Origin of the sequence: Amycolatopsis thermoflava N1165, from assembly GCF_000473265.1 — a bacterium.
GTDB lineage: Bacteria > Actinomycetota > Actinomycetes > Mycobacteriales > Pseudonocardiaceae > Amycolatopsis_E > Amycolatopsis_E thermoflava.
The window spans coordinates 2,553,988-2,569,332 of record NZ_KI421511.1 but is presented as its reverse complement, the minus strand read 5'-3'; the positions used below and the strand labels follow the sequence as shown (position 1 = coordinate 2,569,332).

15 protein-coding genes are annotated in these 15,345 nt (G+C 72.6%); 11 read left to right on the top strand and 4 right to left on the bottom strand.

Features of this window, described 5'->3' with window-relative positions:
* Positions 1-114: 114 nt before the first annotated feature.
* A complete protein-coding gene (locus AMYTH_RS0112690; RefSeq protein WP_027930645.1) occupies positions 115-942 on the top strand; it encodes an LLM class flavin-dependent oxidoreductase in 828 nt (275 codons plus the stop codon).
* Here the strand turns inward: AMYTH_RS0112690 and aroA are convergent.
* Positions 935-2,221, bottom strand: a complete 1,287-nt coding sequence (gene aroA / locus AMYTH_RS0112685) for a 3-phosphoshikimate 1-carboxyvinyltransferase (RefSeq protein ID WP_027930644.1) — start codon at positions 2,219-2,221, stop codon at positions 935-937. The genes AMYTH_RS0112690 and aroA overlap by 8 nt on opposite strands.
* Positions 2,222-2,318: 97 nt before the next feature.
* On the opposite strand from aroA, the gene AMYTH_RS0112680 reads away from it, so the two are divergent.
* The 8 genes from AMYTH_RS0112680 (at position 2,319) to AMYTH_RS0112645 (ending at position 9,716) form a co-directional block, all read left to right on the top strand.
* Positions 2,319-4,019: a CTP synthase gene (locus tag AMYTH_RS0112680; RefSeq protein ID WP_017982010.1), complete on the top strand. Its 1,701-nt coding sequence runs from the start codon at positions 2,319-2,321 to the stop codon at positions 4,017-4,019.
* Positions 4,016-4,642, top strand: a complete 627-nt coding sequence (locus AMYTH_RS0112675; protein WP_027930643.1) for an NUDIX domain-containing protein — start codon at positions 4,016-4,018, stop codon at positions 4,640-4,642. Before AMYTH_RS0112680 ends, AMYTH_RS0112675 begins: the two co-directional genes overlap by 4 nt.
* 46 nt (positions 4,643-4,688) lie before the next feature.
* Positions 4,689-5,591, top strand: a complete 903-nt coding sequence (gene xerD, locus AMYTH_RS0112670) for a site-specific tyrosine recombinase XerD (protein ID WP_027930642.1) — start codon at positions 4,689-4,691, stop codon at positions 5,589-5,591.
* An 86-nt stretch (positions 5,592-5,677) separates the two neighbouring features.
* The gene (locus AMYTH_RS0112665; protein ID WP_027930641.1) at positions 5,678-6,649 is read left to right on the top strand and encodes a ParA family protein; all 972 of its coding nucleotides are present in this window, start codon (positions 5,678-5,680) and stop codon (positions 6,647-6,649) included.
* Positions 6,646-7,071, top strand: coding sequence for a hypothetical protein (locus tag AMYTH_RS0112660; protein ID WP_026153074.1), 426 nt, complete (start codon positions 6,646-6,648; stop codon positions 7,069-7,071). Before AMYTH_RS0112665 ends, AMYTH_RS0112660 begins: the two co-directional genes overlap by 4 nt.
* On the top strand, positions 7,068-7,922 hold the full coding sequence (locus tag AMYTH_RS0112655; RefSeq protein WP_027930640.1) for a segregation and condensation protein A: 855 nt from the start codon (positions 7,068-7,070) through the stop codon (positions 7,920-7,922). The genes AMYTH_RS0112660 and AMYTH_RS0112655 overlap by 4 nt, the downstream gene beginning before the upstream one ends.
* Positions 7,919-8,983, top strand: a complete 1,065-nt coding sequence (gene scpB / locus AMYTH_RS0112650) for an SMC-Scp complex subunit ScpB (RefSeq protein WP_027930639.1) — start codon at positions 7,919-7,921, stop codon at positions 8,981-8,983. The genes AMYTH_RS0112655 and scpB overlap by 4 nt, the downstream gene beginning before the upstream one ends.
* Positions 8,973-9,716, top strand: a complete 744-nt coding sequence (locus AMYTH_RS0112645) for a pseudouridine synthase (protein WP_026153075.1) — start codon at positions 8,973-8,975, stop codon at positions 9,714-9,716. Before scpB ends, AMYTH_RS0112645 begins: the two co-directional genes overlap by 11 nt.
* Before the next feature lie 39 nt (positions 9,717-9,755).
* Here AMYTH_RS0112645 and AMYTH_RS44695 read toward each other — a convergent pair whose 3' ends face one another.
* From AMYTH_RS44695 to AMYTH_RS0112630, 3 genes are all read right to left on the bottom strand, one after another.
* The gene (locus AMYTH_RS44695) at positions 9,756-11,153 is read right to left on the bottom strand and encodes an MFS transporter (RefSeq protein WP_037322517.1); all 1,398 of its coding nucleotides are present in this window, start codon (positions 11,151-11,153) and stop codon (positions 9,756-9,758) included.
* Entirely contained in the window at positions 11,150-11,908 is a 759-nt protein-coding gene (locus AMYTH_RS0112635; RefSeq protein ID WP_027930638.1) for a DUF899 domain-containing protein, read from the bottom strand. The genes AMYTH_RS44695 and AMYTH_RS0112635 overlap by 4 nt, the downstream gene beginning before the upstream one ends.
* Before the next feature lie 67 nt (positions 11,909-11,975).
* Entirely contained in the window at positions 11,976-12,995 is a 1,020-nt protein-coding gene (locus tag AMYTH_RS0112630; protein ID WP_027930637.1) for a sigma-70 family RNA polymerase sigma factor, read from the bottom strand.
* Between the two features lie 136 nt (positions 12,996-13,131).
* Here AMYTH_RS0112630 and recQ point away from each other — a divergent pair, with 136 nt between their 5' ends.
* A complete protein-coding gene (gene recQ, locus AMYTH_RS0112625) occupies positions 13,132-14,967 on the top strand; it encodes a DNA helicase RecQ (RefSeq protein WP_020420645.1) in 1,836 nt (611 codons plus the stop codon).
* Positions 14,967-15,323, top strand: a complete 357-nt coding sequence (locus AMYTH_RS0112620; protein WP_027930636.1) for an arsenate reductase family protein — start codon at positions 14,967-14,969, stop codon at positions 15,321-15,323. Before recQ ends, AMYTH_RS0112620 begins: the two co-directional genes overlap by 1 nt.
* Positions 15,324-15,345: the final 22 nt, after the last annotated feature.

Genomic DNA, 15,345 nt, shown 5'->3' with positions numbered 1-15,345 from the left:
GTACTCCACGGGACCGTGCCTGCCACCGAACCACAGCCGCAGAGGCAGCACCGCGAGAAATGTCCGGAGCGGGCGGCACTGTCAGTTCGTGATGCCCGTTTTCTGGAGGAATTCATGCATTTCGGTCTCGGCCTGCCCATCGGCAGCCCCGAACAGCTCACCGACTGGGCCCGGCGCGCCGACGACGGCCCGTTCCGCACCCTCGGCCTGCTCGACCGGATCGTCTACGACAACCCCGAGCCGCTGGTCACCCTCGCCGTGCTCGCCGGCGCCACCACCCGCGTCCGCCTGCAGACCGAGGTCCTGCTGGCGCCGCTGCGTGAACCCGCCCTGCTCGCCAAGCAGGCCGCCACCCTGGACCGGCTCTCCGGCGGCCGCTTCACCCTCGGCCTCGGGGTCGGCGGCCGCGCCGACGACCACCAGGCCACCGGCACCGACCCGCGTCAGCGTGGCCGGATCCTCGACGAGCAGATGACCCGCATGCGGCGGATCTGGTCCGGCGCCGAAGGGATCGGGCCGTCCCCGGCCACTCCCGGCGGTCCCGAGGTCCTGTTCGGCGCCTTCGCCGACCCCGCCCTGCAGCGGATCGCCCGGCACGGCGACGGGTTCCTGTGCGCCGCGCCCCCGCAGTGGGCCGGCGACCTGTTCGCCAAGGTCGAGCGGTTCTGGACCGACGCGGGCCGCGACGGCCGCCCGCGCATGGTCGCCCAGGTCAACGTCGCACTCGAGTCCGATGTGGACGAAGCGCGCACCGCGATCCTGGACTACTACGGCTTCACCGGTGACTGGGCGCGGCAGACCGCCGAGCGCATGCTCACCACGCCGGAGCAGGTCCGCGAAGCCGCCAAGCACTTCGCGGACCTCGGCGCCGACGAGCTGATGCTCTACTGCTGGGGCACCGACCCGGGCCAGGTCGACCGTCTGGCCGACGTGGTCAGCTGAGCATCCCCGCCCAGGCGGTGGTGAACCCGGGGAAGGTCTTGCCGACCGTCGCCGGGTCCTCGACCTCCACGCCCGGCACCCGCAGGCCGAGCACCGCGCCGGCCATCACCAGCCGGTGGTCCTCGTAGGTGTGGAAGACGCCGCCGTGCATCGGGGCCGGGGTGATCGCCAGGCCGTCCGCGGTCTCGGTCACCCCGGCGCCCAGCGCGGACAGCTCGGTCGCCAGCGCGGCCAGCCGGTCGGTCTCGTGCCCGCGCAGGTGCGCGACGCCGGAGATGACCGACGGCCCGTCGGCGAAGCACAGCAGCGCGGCGATCACCGGGGTCAGCTCACCCACCTCGTGCAGGTCGAGCCGCGCGCCCGGGATTTCGCCCGTTCCGGTGACGGTCAGCCCCTCCGGGGTGAGCTCCACGCGCTGGCCCAGCTCGGTCATCAGGCTGCGCAGCCAGTCACCCGGCTGGGTGGAGTACTCCGGCCAGCCCGGGATGCGCACCGTGCCGCCCGCGGCCGCCGCGGCCACCACGAACGGCGCCGCCGTGGACAGGTCCGGCTCGACCGTGAAGTCCGGGCAGGACAGCCGTGCCGGGCCGACGTGGAACTCCTGCCCGTCCCGCTCCGGGGACGCGCCGAACCGGCGCAGCATGTCCAGCGTCATCGCGATGTGCGGCTCGCTCGGCGGGGTGCCGCCGGTCAGCCGAACCGTCACCCCGGCCTGGAACGCGGGACCGGCGAGCAGCAGCGCCGACAGGAACTGGCTGGAGGCGCTGGAGTCCAGGTCGACCTTCCCACCGGGCAGGCCGCCGTGCCCGCGGACGGTGAACGGCGGCGCGCCCCGGCCCTCGTCGTCGATGTCCGCGCCCGCCTCGCGCAGCGCGGCCAGCAGCGGCGCGATCGGGCGGCGGCGGATGGCCTCGTCCCCGTCGAAGGTCACCGGCGCCGACCCCAGCCCGGCCAGCGCGGGCGTGAACCGCGCGACCGTGCCCGCGTTGCCCAGCACCACGTTCGCCGGTTCGGTCGAGCCGTGGGCGAGCGGGCGGACCAGCACGTCGTCGCCGCGCCGCTCCCAGCCGCCGCCCAGCGACTCCAGCGCGCCCAGCATGAGCCGGGCGTCCCGGGAGTCCAGCGGGGCGCGGACCAGGGTCGGCTCACCGGCCAGCGCGGCCAGCACGAACGCCCGGTTGGTGATCGACTTGGAGCCGGGGACGCGCACCGTCGCGTCGAGCGGGCCGGGCGCGACCGGCGCGGTCCAGGTGGGCTGGGAAGCGGGGGGCTGGGTCACGGTGCCTCTTTCACGCGCGAACGTCTGACGTGACCCATCGAACTACGTGGGCGCGGCGAGCGAGCGTCCGGGGGCCGGTGCGATAAGGTGGAAGCCCGTGGGACTTCAGCCGCGGACAGCCAAGTATGTTTTCGTCACGGGGGGCGTCGCCTCCTCCCTGGGCAAGGGCCTGACGGCCTCCAGCCTGGGCCAGCTCCTCACCTCTCGCGGCCTGCGGGTCACGATGCAGAAGCTGGATCCCTACCTCAACGTGGATCCAGGCACCATGAACCCGTTCCAGCACGGCGAGGTGTTCGTCACCGAGGACGGCGCCGAGACCGACCTGGACATCGGCCACTACGAGCGCTTCCTCGACCGGGACCTCTCCGGCTCGGCGAACGTCACGACCGGCCAGGTCTACTCCGAGGTCATCGCCAAGGAGCGCCGGGGTGAGTACCTCGGCGACACCGTGCAGGTCATCCCGCACATCACCGACGAGATCAAGCGCCGCATCATGGCGGTCGCCGAGTCCGACGGGACCGGGCAGCAGCCGGACGTGGTCATCACCGAGGTCGGCGGCACGGTCGGCGACATCGAGTCGCTGCCGTTCCTGGAGGCCTGCCGCCAGGTGCGGCACGAGATCGGCCGGGACAACTGCTTCTTCCTGCACGTGTCGCTGGTGCCCTACCTGGCGCCGTCGGGCGAGCTCAAGACCAAGCCGACGCAGCACTCGGTCGCCGCGCTGCGCAACATCGGCATCCAGCCCGACGCACTGGTGTGCCGGGCCGACCGCGACCTGCCCGAGGACCTCAAGCGCAAGATCGGGCTGATGTGCGACGTGGACACCGAGGCCGTCATCGCCTGCCCGGACGCCCGGTCGATCTACGACATCCCGAAGGTGCTGCACCGCGAGGCGCTGGACGCCTACGTCGTGCGCCGCCTCGGCCTGCCCTTCCGCGACGTCGACTGGACGGTGTGGGGCGACCTGCTCGACCGGGTGCACAACCCGTCCGAGACCGTCCGGGTGGCGCTGGTCGGCAAGTACATCGACCTGCCCGACGCCTACCTGTCGGTCACCGAGGCGCTGCGCGCGGGCGGGTTCGCCCACCGCGCCAAGGTCGAGATCGTGTGGGTCGCCTCCGACCGCGCGACCACCCCGGCCGGCGCGGCCGCCGCGCTGGGCGACGTCGACGGCGTCCTGGTGCCCGGCGGGTTCGGCGTGCGCGGCATCGAGGGCAAGATCGGCGCGATCCACTACGCCCGCACCCGCGGCATCCCGGTGCTCGGGCTGTGCCTCGGCCTGCAGTGCATGGTCATCGAGGCGGCCCGCAACCTGGCCGGCATCGAGGGCGCGAACTCGGCCGAGTTCGACGACACCACCGAGCACCCGGTGATCTCCACGATGGCCGACCAGAAGGACGTCGTCGCCGGCGAGCGCGACATGGGCGGCACGATGCGGCTGGGCGCCTACCCGGCCAAGCTCAAGCCCGGCTCGCAGGTCGCGAAGGCCTACGGCAGCACCGACGTGTCCGAGCGGCACCGGCACCGCTACGAGGTCAACAACGCCTACCGCAAGCGGCTGTCCGACGCCGGGCTGGTCTTCTCCGGCACCTCGCCGGACGACCGCCTGGTCGAGTTCGTCGAGCTGCCCGCCGACGTGCACCCGTTCTTCGTGGGCACCCAGGCGCACCCGGAGCTCAAGAGCCGCCCGACCCGGCCGCACCCGCTGTTCGACGCGTTCATCGACGCCGTCGTCCGGTACCGCACGGCGGACCGGCTGCCGGTCGAGCTGCCCGAGCCCACCGTGAGCGCGCATTGACCGCCCCCGGCGAGCACGACTTCCGGGTGGTGTCCAGCAAGGACGTCCACATCGGACGCGTGGTCGGGCTGCGGATCGACGAGGTCGCGATGCCCGGCGGCGGCACCGCCAAGCGCGAGGTGGTGGAGCACCTCGGCGCGGTCGCGATCGCCGCGGTCGACGACGAGGGCGCGGTCACCCTGGTCCACCAGTACCGGCACCCGCTGGGACGGCGGATCTGGGAGCTGCCCGCCGGGCTCCTCGACCACGCCGGGGAGGACCCGGTCGAGGCCGCGCGGCGCGAGCTGGCCGAGGAGGCCGGGCTCGCCGCCGCGCGGTGGGAGACGCTGGTCGACGTGGCCGCCTCGCCCGGGTTCACCGACGAGGTCGTGCGGGTGTTCCTGGCGCGCGACCTGACGGCGGTCGACCGGGACGTCCACGGCGACGAGGAGGCCGACCTGGTGGTGCACCGGGTGCCGCTGGCCGAGGCGGTGCGGATGGCGCTGTCCGGGGAGATCGTCAACGGCGCGACCGTCGGCGGGGTGCTCGCCGCGCACGCGGTCGTCCACGACGGCGCGCCGTCGCGGCCGTCGGACGCGCCGTGGCGGGACCGGCCGACGAGGTTCGCCGATCGCATTTCCTGACGGCACGCTCTAGGGTGTCGGCGTGCATGTTCTGCCGGCCGCCGAGGTGGTCACGGCCTATCTCGATCATCTCGCCGTGGAGCGCGGGACGGCACGCAACACCCTGGACAGCTACGCCCGCGACCTGCGCCGGTACCTGCGGTACCTGGAGCGGGCCGGGGTGCGGGACTTCCGGCGCGTCACCGAATCCGACGTGACCGGGTTCGGCGCGGCGCTGCGCGAGGGCGACGAGGTGCACCCGCCGCTGGCCGCGTCCTCGGCGGCGCGGGCGCTGGTCGCGGTGCGCGGGCTGCACCGCTTCGCGCACCTCGACGGGCTGACCGAGGACGACCCGGCCCGCGAGGTGCGGCCCCCGGCGCCGGCGAAGCGGCTGCCCAAGGCGCTGCCGGTGGACGACGTGCTGCGGCTGCTGGCGATGCCGCCCGCCGAGGGGGAGCGGCCGCTGCGCGACCGGGCGCTGCTGGAGCTGCTGTACTCCACCGGGGCCCGGATCTCCGAGGCCGTCGGGCTCGACCTCGACGACGTCGACCGCGAGGAGCGCACTGTCCTGCTCGACGGCAAGGGCGGCAAGCAGCGGCTGGTGCCGATCGGCCGTCCCGCGGTCGAGGCGCTGGAGGCCTACCTGGTGCGCGCTCGCCCGGTGCTGGCGCTGCGCGGCCGCGGCACCGCGGCGCTGTTCCTCAACGCCAGGGGGACCCGGCTGTCCCGGCAGAGCGCGTGGCAGGTCCTCAAGACCAACGCCGAGCGCGCCGGAATCTCCACCGGCGTGTCGCCGCACACGCTGCGTCACAGTTTCGCGACCCACCTGCTGGAGGGCGGAGCGGACGTCCGGGTGGTCCAAGAGCTGCTAGGCCACGCTTCGGTGACCACGACACAGGTCTACACCCTGGTCACGATGAACACTCTGCGTGAGGTATATGCTACGGCCCATCCTCGGGCGCTGGGTTGACCTGATCGCCTCCGGCGAGTTGCTTTGGCGACAAACGGCTCGCCGAATAGGCTGCGGCCAACCCGTCGAACGAGGAGTTTCGCGCCATGTCGACACCGCAGCCCTCGACCAGATCGGTCTCGGCCGCATCGGCCGCCGCGAACCTCGACAACCTGACCATCGCGACAGAGGGGGAGCCCGACATCGTGGACTCTGTCGTGGCCGTGGGCGCCGAAACGAACGGCAAGCCCAAGCTCGGCCCGACCGGCAGACCGTTGCGTGAGATTCCCGAACCGCCCCTGCTGGACAAGCACGGCCCGGCCACGGTGCTGGCCATGTGCAACCAGAAGGGCGGGGTCGGCAAGACCACGTCGACGATCAACCTGGGCGCCGCGCTCGCCGAGTACGGCCGCCGGGTGCTGCTGGTGGACTTCGACCCGCAGGGCGCGCTGTCGGTGGGCCTCGGCGTGCAGCCGCACGAGCTGGACCAGACGGTCTACAACGCGATCATGGAGCGGTCGGTGACCGCGCAGGACATCCTGCGGCACACCAGTGTCGAGGGCATGGACCTGCTGCCGAGCAACATCGACCTGTCCGCCGCCGAGGTGCAGCTGGTCGCCGAGGTGGGGCGCGAGCACACGTTGCTCCGGGTCGTGCAACCCCTCATCTCGGAGTACGACTATGTTCTGGTCGACTGCCAGCCATCGCTCGGGTTGCTCACGGTGAACGCGCTCACGGCCGCCGACGGCGTGATCATCCCGCTGGAGTGCGAGTTCTTCAGCTTGCGTGGCGTGGCTTTGTTGATCGACACGATCGAGAAGGTACGCGAACGCTTGAACCCCAAACTGGATATCACCGGCATCCTGGCCACGATGTTCGACCCGCGGACCCTCCACTCACGGGAGGTCATGGCGCGGGTCGTGGAGGCCTTCGGCGACACCGTGTTCGACACGGTGATCAACCGCACCGTGCGGTTCCCGGAGACCACCGTGGCCGGTGAGCCCATCACCCGCTGGGCCCCCAAGTCCGCCGGCGCGCAGGCGTATCGCGCGCTGGCGCGCGAGGTGATCGCTCGGTGAGCAGGCGAGCCTCCCTCCCCGGGGCTTCGGAACTCTTCCGCCTGACCAGCAGCCCGGCCCTCGACGTGCCCGCACCGCCCACGCCCGCCCCGCAGCGCCCGGAGGCGCAGCGGCCGGGCAACGGGCAGAACTCCGGGCACCGCGAGCAGCTGGAGCGCAGCGCCGCCGGGCGGCGCGGCAGCGGACGTCAGAAGCACGATTCGAAGATCACCGTCTACGTCTCCGGCGACGAGCTGGTCGCGATGGAGCAGGCGCGGCTGAGCCTGCGGGCCCAGCACGGCCTGGCCATCGACCGCGGCCGTCTCGTGCGGGAAGCCGTGGCGGTGCTGCTGGCGGACTTCGACGAACACGGCGCCGACTCGGTGCTGGTGCGCCGCCTCCGTGAGGGCGGCCTCGACTCCGAGGAAGCCGCCGGGACGTGAGCGAGAACGGGGCTCCGGTCGACGGGGCCCAGCCCGTCGAGGATTCCGCGGCGCCGAAGTTCAAGGTCCGCCTGGACAACTTCGAGGGGCCGTTCGACCTGCTGCTGCAGCTGATCTCGCAGCACCAGCTCGACGTCACCGAGGTCGCGCTGCACCAGGTCACCGACGACTTCATCGCCTACACGCGGGCGTTGGGGCCGGAGTGGGACCTGGACGAGGTGACGGAGTTCCTCGTCATCGCGGCGACCCTGCTCGACCTGAAGGCCGCGCGGCTGCTGCCCGCGGCCGAGGTCGAGGACGAGGACGACCTGGCGCTGCTGGAGGCGCGGGACCTGCTGTTCGCCCGGGTGCTGCAATACCGGGCGTACAAGCAGGTCGCGGCGCTGTTCGCGGAGCTGGAGGCCGGGGCGCTGCGGCGGTACCCGCGGTCGGTGTCGCTGGAGGAGCGCTACGTCGGGCTGCTGCCCGAGGTGACGCTCGGGGTGGACGCGGACAAGCTGGCGGAGATCGCGCTGGCGGTGTTCCGGCCCAAGCCGCCGCCCACGGTGTCGCTGGACCACATCCACGCGCACCGCGTGTCCGTGCGGGAGCACGCGGCGCTGCTGCGGCTGAAGCTGGCCTCGCGGGGCGAGGCGACGTTCACCGAGCTGGTCGAGGACTGCGAGCACACGGTCGAGGTGGTGGCCCGGTTCCTGGCGCTGCTGGAGCTCTACCGCGAGTCCAGTGTGCAGTTCGAGCAGGACGAGCCGCTGACGATGCTGCGGGTGCGGTGGACCGGTGGATCGGTCTCGGAGGCCGAGGCCGCCGCCGAGGCGGACCGGGCCCGCGTCGAGGAAGAGGAGTACGGGTGAGTCCCGAACAGGAACCGGCCCGGCCCGAGGGCGAGGTGGCCGCGCAGGGCGAGGTGCCCTCGGCGCCCGGCGCCGAGCCGGGTGACGTGGCGGAGGCGGAGCCGGCACGCGAGGCCGAGACGCTTGCTGCTGAGCAGGAGCCCGCCGATGGTGGATCGCCTTCCGAGGAGGCGCCCGCGCCCGATGCGGAGGCGGACGCCGCGCCTGCGGCGCAACCCGCGGAGCCCCGGCCTGAGGCGGCGGAGGCCGAGGCCGTGGAGCCTGAGGTAGCGGCGGAGGAGGCGCCGTTCGCGCCCGATGCGGACGGCGCGCCTCCTACGGAGGCCGGCGCGGCGCCTTCCGCGGAGAGCGCGGAGCCTCCCTCCGCCGAGGCCGAGCCTTCTACCGCCGAGGCCGAGGAGCCTGGGACCGAGCAGGCGTCCGGCGAAGCCACACTGCCTCCGGAGGACGCGCCCCTGCCGGACTACCCGGAGGAGCCCGACGAGGGCCTCGTCGCGGTGGGGGACGGGCTTCCGGACCTCACCGAGCACTCCGCGCTGGCCGCGGCGCTCGAAGCGCTCCTGCTGGTCGTCGACTCGCCGGTCAGCGAGGAGGCGCTCGCGAGCGCGCTCGGCCAGCCCGAGCCGCGCGTGACGCAGACCCTGCAGGTCATGGCGGCCGAGCTCACCGAGCGCGGCAGCGGCATCGACCTGCGCCGGGCCGGCGAGGGGTGGCGGCTCTACACCCGCGACACCTACGCGCCCTTCGTCGAAAAGCTCCTGCTGGACGGGCAGCGCTCCAAGCTGACCCGGGCGGCGCTGGAGACTCTCGCCGTCATCGCCTACCGGCAGCCCGTCACGCGTTCCCGCGTCGCGGCCGTCCGCGGCGTCAACGTCGACGGTGTGATCCGCACCCTGCTCGCCCGCGGTCTCATCGAGGAGAACGGCGCCGACCCCGAGACGGGTGGCACCCTGTACGTGACGACCGAACTGTTCCTCGAGCGGCTGGGCCTGTCGTCGCTGACCGACCTGCCGCCGATCGCCCCCCTGTTGCCGGAAGTGGACTCCATCGATGACATCTGAGCCCGAAGCCGAGGGCGTGCGCCTGCAGAAGGTGCTCGCCAAGGCGGGCGTGGCCTCGCGCCGCGCCGCCGAAGACCTGATCGTGCAGGGCCGCGTGAGCGTCGACGGCAAGGTGGTCCGCGAGCTCGGCCGGCGTGTCGACCCGGACAGTGCCGTGATCCACGTCGACGGCACCCGGGTCATCCTCCGCGAGGACCTGATCCACCTGGCGCTGAACAAGCCCCGCGGCGTGCACACCACGATGTACGACGACCAGGGCCGCCCGTGCGTCGGCGACTACGTGCGCGACCGCAGCGAGCGGCTGTTCCACGTCGGCCGCCTCGACGCCGACACCGAGGGCCTGCTGCTGCTCACCAACGACGGCGACCTCGCGCACCGGCTGATGCACCCCTCCTACCACGTGCCCAAGACCTACCTGGCGGAGGTCGACGGCAGGGTGCCGCGGGGCCTGGGCAAGGAGCTCAAGGAGGGCATCGTGCTGGAGGACGGCCCGGTGCGCGTCGACGCCTTCCGGGTCAAGGACAGCATGGGCGGGCGCACCCTGCTGGAGATCGTGCTGCACGAGGGCCGCAAGCACATCGTGCGGCGCCTGCTGGCCGAGGTCGGGTTCCCGGTGCGCAAACTGGTGCGCACGGCGATCGGCGACGTGCAGCTGGGCAACGGCAAGCCGGGCACGATCCGCAAGCTCAACCGCGAAGAGGTCGGCGGCCTCTACCGGCGCGTCGGTCTGTAGCGGCGCCCGCCGATCGACGGCGGGCGCCGCCGTGGACCACTACCGGGCCGGGGTCACGGCCGCAGCGCGGGGCGCACTGGCCCGCCCCGGAATGCCGAGCGCGACGAGCACGCCGGTGAACGCGAGCACGGCCACCGCGCCCATGCCCGCCGAGAACCCCGTGCTGAACTCCCCGGGCGAGGTGTAGCCGCCGCCCGCGGCCGCGAACACCGCGACCGTGACCGACGTGCCGAACACGCCGCCGAAGATCCGCAGCATCATGAACGCGCCGGATGCCTGGCCGATCTCCGGCGGGCTCACCGCGGCGACCACCGCCCGCTGCGCCGCCGGCATGGCCATCGTCACGCCGACGCTGCCGAGGACCAGGGCAGGCAGGATCTCCAGGTAGCCGGTGCCGGCGTCGGTGATCAGGGCGATCCAGCCCATGCACACCGACTGGAGCAGCAGCCCGCCCGCCACGAACGCGCGCTCGCCGAACCGGTCGGCCAGCCGCCCCGCGATCGGCGCGCACACCATCAGCGTCGCGGTCCACGGCACCAGCCGCAGACCGGCGACGAACGGCCCGTCACCGTGGACGATCTGGAAGTACTGCGCCAGGAAGAACATCGTCCCGTACAGCGAGGCGAACACCAGGAAGTTCGCCGGGTTGGCGGTGGCGAACGCCCGGGACCGGAAGAAGCGCATCGGCAGCATCGGGGCCTCGGTGCGCCGTTCCCAGAACACGAACGCCACCACCAGCGCGACCCCGACCACGAGCGCGCCCAGGACCTCGGCGCTGCCCCAGCCCGCCGCGTTCCCGCGGACCAGGGCCCAGACGATGCCGAAGCCCGCCGCGGTCACGAGCCCCATGCCACCCAGGTCGAGCCGCTTGGCCGGGCCGAAGCTCTCGCCGACGTGCCGCCTGGTGAGCAGGATCGTGATCAGCCCGGCAGGCAGGTTCAGCCAGAAGATCCACTGCCAGGCCAGGCCCTGCGCGACGGCACCGCCGATGAACGGGCCGCTGAAGGTGGCCAGACCGGTGATCCCCAGGTACAGCCCCATCGCCCTGCCCCGCTCGTTCGGCGGGAACGCCGCGCTGACCAGGGTGAGCGACAGCGGCAGCACCATCGCGGCCCCGGCCCCCTGGAACGCCCGGGCCGTGACGAGCGCACCGATGCCCGGTGCCAGCGCGCACGCCACCGACGCGACCGTGAACAACGCCAGGCCGGCGACGAACACGCGGCGGCGGCCGAACCGGTCACCCAGCGCCGCGCCGGTCAGCAGCAGCACCGCGAACGCCAGGTTGTAGGCGTTGACCGTCCACTCCAGCGATTCGAGCGACGCCGACAGGTCCTGCCGGATCGACGTGAGCGCCGTCGTCACCACCAGGCTGTCCAGGGCCATCATGAACGACGCCGTCGACGCCAGGCCCAGGACCCAGGCCTGCCGCGGGGTCACCGGGCGCCGCGCGGTTCGGCGCGGGTGAGCGGCGGGCGCTGATCGTTCGGGTCGTCCGGGTCGGGCTCGCCGAACCACCGCGACGGGGCGTGCCGGCCGTACTCGTCGTGCCAGTCCCACCACTCGTAGGGCGCCGTCTGCGGGTAGCCCTCCGGCGAGTCCTCCCAGGTTTCCTGACGGCCGAGCGCGGTCAGGTCCAGGTAGCTCCAGTTGGTACCCAGCGCCTCGTCGCCACGGTTGTTGACGAAGTAGGTGCGGTACACCCGGTCGCCGTGGTGGATGAAGGCGTTGGTGCCGTGCCACTCGTCGACGCCGAAATCGGCGTCGAAGTCGTCGGTGATGGTGTACCAGGGCATCTGCCAGCCCATCCGCGCCCGCACGCGCTCGATGTCGGCCTGCGGGGCACGCGAGGCGAACACCAGCGTGGTGTCCCGCGCGTTGATGTGGGCGAGGTGGCCGAGGTTGTCCGCCATCATCGAGCAGCCGCGGCAGGCGTGGTCCGGCCAGCCGTGCACGCCCGGTTCGAAGAAGGCGCGGTAGACGATCAGCTGGCGGCGGCCGTCGAACAGGTCGAGCAGGCTCGCCTCGCCCTCCGGCCCGTGGAACCTGTAGGGCTTCGTCACCTCCACCCAGGGCATCCGCCGTCGCTCGGCGGCCAGCGCGTCGCGCGCGCGGGTGAGTTCCTTCTCCTTGACCAGCATCCGCCGGTGCGCGGCCGCCCACTCGGCCGGTGACACGATCGGTGGTGTGTGCATGAGTCCGCCTTCCCGTTTCGTCGGATACCGGTACCGACACCGGCGGGGCCGGGAACTGGTCGGCGGATCACAGGCGCAGCGTGCGCGGGAAACCGAACCTGGTCAGATGCGAGTTGTCGAACCGGGTCAGCGCGCTGACCCGGTCGCCGCTGAGGGTAAGGACGAGCACCCCGTGCGCGTGCAGCACCGGGGTCCGCGGGTCGCGGACGTAGTAGCCGAACGCCGGCTGGCCGTTCGCCCTGGCCGGGTACAGCACGTACCGGCGGCCGTCGCGCATCACGACGGTGTCCAGGAAGGTCCGGATGGCGTCGAGCCCCTGGTACTCCAGCGGCAGCGGCGGCATGGTCAGCCACGCGTCGTCGGTCAGCAGGGCCACGATCGCCTCGACGTCCCCGGCCTCGAACGCGCGCGCGAAGGTGTCCACGATGCGGCGTTCCCGGGGCGAGTCCGGCAGCGGCGCGTCCGCCCGGCCCGGCAACTCGCCGGCCAGCGCGCCGCGTGCCCGGGTGAGCGCGCTGGTCACCGCGTTCTCGGTGGTGTCCAGCATCTCCGCCACCTCGGTGGCCCGGAAGCCCAGCACGTCCCGCAGCACCAGCACCACCCGTTGCCTGGGCGGGAGGTGCTGCAGCGCGGCGAGGAACGCCAGCGACACCGACTCCCTGGCCTCGTACCGGGCCTCCGGCCCGGCCAGGTGACCGGCGGCGGCCTCCAGCAGGTCGTCGGGACACGGTTCGAGCCAGCTCGGCTCCGGCCGGCGGCGGGATGGTTCGGGCAACGGAACGCCTCCTCGGGGGCTCGGGTGATCCCGTGGGCGGCGCGCCTCGGCGCGCAGCGCGTTCAGGCAACGGTTGGTGGCGATCCGGTACAGCCAGGTCCGCACGGAAGCGCGGCCCGCGTAGCCGCCGAGGCCGCGCCACGCCGCCAGCAACGTCTCCTGCAGCATGTCCTCGGCGTCCTGGACCGAGCCGAGGATGCGGTAGCAGTGCACCTGCAGCTCACGCCGGAAGGGGTCGACGAGCGCGCGGAAGGCCTCACCGTCGCCGCCGCGCGCCAGGGCCAGGAGTTCCTCGTGGTGGGTCGGGTGCATGGCGGCTCCTTCGTTCGCGCGGGGTCCTCACTGTGGTGGACACCGCCGGTCCCGGAAAATGGTCGCTTCGCGCGGCATGACCGGGCATCTCGTGTGGCGGCGCCCGGCGACCGCGGCGAGCCCCTAGGATCGCGGCGTGGCCTCCGCTGAAACCATCCCCGTGAGCGACGCGCTGCAGACGCTGCGCCGCGTCTTCGGTTACGACTCCTTCCGCGGTGACCAGGAAGCGATCGTCGAGCACGTGATCGGCGGCGGCGACGCGGTCGTGCTGATGCCGACCGGCGGCGGGAAGTCGCTGTGCTACCAGATCCCGTCGCTGGTGCGCCCCGGCACCGGCGTGGTCGTCTCGCCGCTGATCGCGCTCATGCAGGACCAGGTCGACGCGCTGCTGGCGGTCGGCGTGCGCGCCGGGTTCCTCAACTCCTCGCAGGACTTCGAGCAGCGCCGCGAGGTCGAGGCCGCGTTCCTCGCGGGCGAGCTGGACCTGCTGTACCTGGCGCCGGAACGGCTGTCCATGGAGTCCACGCGGAACCTGCTCGACCGGGGCAAGGTCGCGTTGTTCGCCATCGACGAGGCGCACTGCGTGTCCCAGTGGGGCCACGACTTCCGGCCCGACTACCTGGGCCTGTCCGAGCTGCACGAGCGCTGGCCGGACGTGCCGCGCATCGCGCTGACCGCGACCGCCACGAAGGCCACGCACGCCGAGATCGTGTCCCGGCTCAACCTCGGCGAGGCGCGCCAGTTCGTGGCCAGCTTCGACCGGCCCAACATCCAGTACCGGATCGTGCCGAAGGCCGAGCCGAAGAAGCAGCTGCTCGACCTGATCCGGACCGAGCATCCCGGCGACGCGGGCATCGTGTACTGCCTGTCGCGCAACTCGGTGGAGAAGACCGCGGAGTTCCTGGTGGCCAACGGGATCAGCGCGGTGCCGTACCACGCCGGCCTGGATTCCCGTACCCGCGCGCGCAACCAGGCCCGGTTCCTGCGCGAGGACGGGCTGGTCGTGGTGGCGACCATCGCGTTCGGGATGGGCATCGACAAGCCGGACGTGCGGTTCGTGGCGCACCTGGACTTGCCGAAGTCGGTCGAGGGCTACTACCAGGAGACCGGGCGCGCAGGCCGGGACGGGCTCCCGTCGACCGCGTGGCTGGCCTACGGGCTGCAGGACGTCGTGCAGCAGCGGCGGATGATCCAGACCTCCGAGGGCGACGACGCGCACCGCAGGCGGCTGTCGCAGCACCTGGACGCGATGCTCGCGCTGTGCGAGACCGTCGAGTGCCGGCGCGCGCAGCTGCTGAACTACTTCGGCCAGCCCGGGCAGCCGTGCGGCAACTGCGACACCTGCCTGACGCCGCCGGAGTCGTGGGACGGCACGATCGCCGCGCAGAAGCTGCTGTCCGCGGTGTACCGGCTGCAGCACGAGCGGGGCCAGAAGTTCGGCGCCGGGCAGATCATCGACATCCTGCTGGGCAAGCAGACGCCGAAGGTGACGCAGCACCGGCACGACCAGCTCACCGTGTTCGGGGTGGGGCAGGAGCTGTCGGAGAGCGAGTGGCGCGGCGTGGTGCGGCAGCTGTTGGCGCAGGGGCTGCTGGCCGTCGAGGGCGACTACGGGACGCTGCTGCTGACCGAGGCCAGCGGCGAGGTGCTGGGCCGCAAGCGCGAGGTGCGGATGCGCCGCGAGCCCAAGCGCGCCGGCCGGGCGGCCGCGGCGACCGCGAAGCGCAAGGCGGCGGCGGAAATGCCGGAGGAGGCGCGGCCGGTGTTCGAGAAGCTGCGGGCCTGGCGGTTCGAGGAGGCGAAGAACCAGGGCGTGCCGGCGTACATCGTCTTCAGCGACGCGACCCTGCGTCAGATCGCCACCGAGCAGCCGTCTACTTTGGACGAGCTGGCCGGGGTGAGCGGCGTCGGGGAGAACAAGCTCGCCCGCTACGGCGAGCAGGTGCTGGCGACCCTGGCGGGAGGCGAATAGTGGAGATCTGGGTCAACCCGCGGTGCTCGAAGTGCCGTTCGGCGCTGTCGATCCTGGACGAGGCGGGTGTGTCCTACGAGGTGCGCAGGTACCTGGAGGAGCCGCCGACGGTGGCGGAGCTGGACGCGGTGCTGAAGCGGCTGGGCCTGGACCCGTGGGACATCGCGCGGATGCAGGAGCCCGAGGCCGTCGAGCTGGGGCTGAAGAGCTGGCCGCGCGACGAGGCGACCCGGGGCCGCTGGCTGACGGCGCTGGCGGAGCACCCGAAGCTGATCCAGCGCCCGATCATCACCGCCGACGACGGAACAACGGTGGTGGGGCGGACGGAAGAGGCAGTGCGCTCGGTTCTGGCTTGACGGCGGCACCGCCGTGCCCTGA

What these genes read in the sequence shown, in the direction of transcription:
- AMYTH_RS0112690 (WP_027930645.1), top strand. Translation starts at nt 115, where the DNA reads ATGCATTTCGGTCTCGGCCTGCCCATCGGCAGCCCCGAACAGCTCACC.
- AMYTH_RS0112665 (WP_027930641.1), top strand. Translation starts at nt 5,678, where the DNA reads ATGTCGACACCGCAGCCCTCGACCAGATCGGTCTCGGCCGCATCGGCC.
- AMYTH_RS0112645 (WP_026153075.1), top strand. Translation starts at nt 8,973, where the DNA reads ATGACATCTGAGCCCGAAGCCGAGGGCGTGCGCCTGCAGAAGGTGCTC.
- AMYTH_RS0112635 (WP_027930638.1), bottom strand. Translation starts at nt 11,908, where the DNA reads ATGCACACACCACCGATCGTGTCACCGGCCGAGTGGGCGGCCGCGCAC.
- AMYTH_RS0112630 (WP_027930637.1), bottom strand. Translation starts at nt 12,995, where the DNA reads ATGCACCCGACCCACCACGAGGAACTCCTGGCCCTGGCGCGCGGCGGC.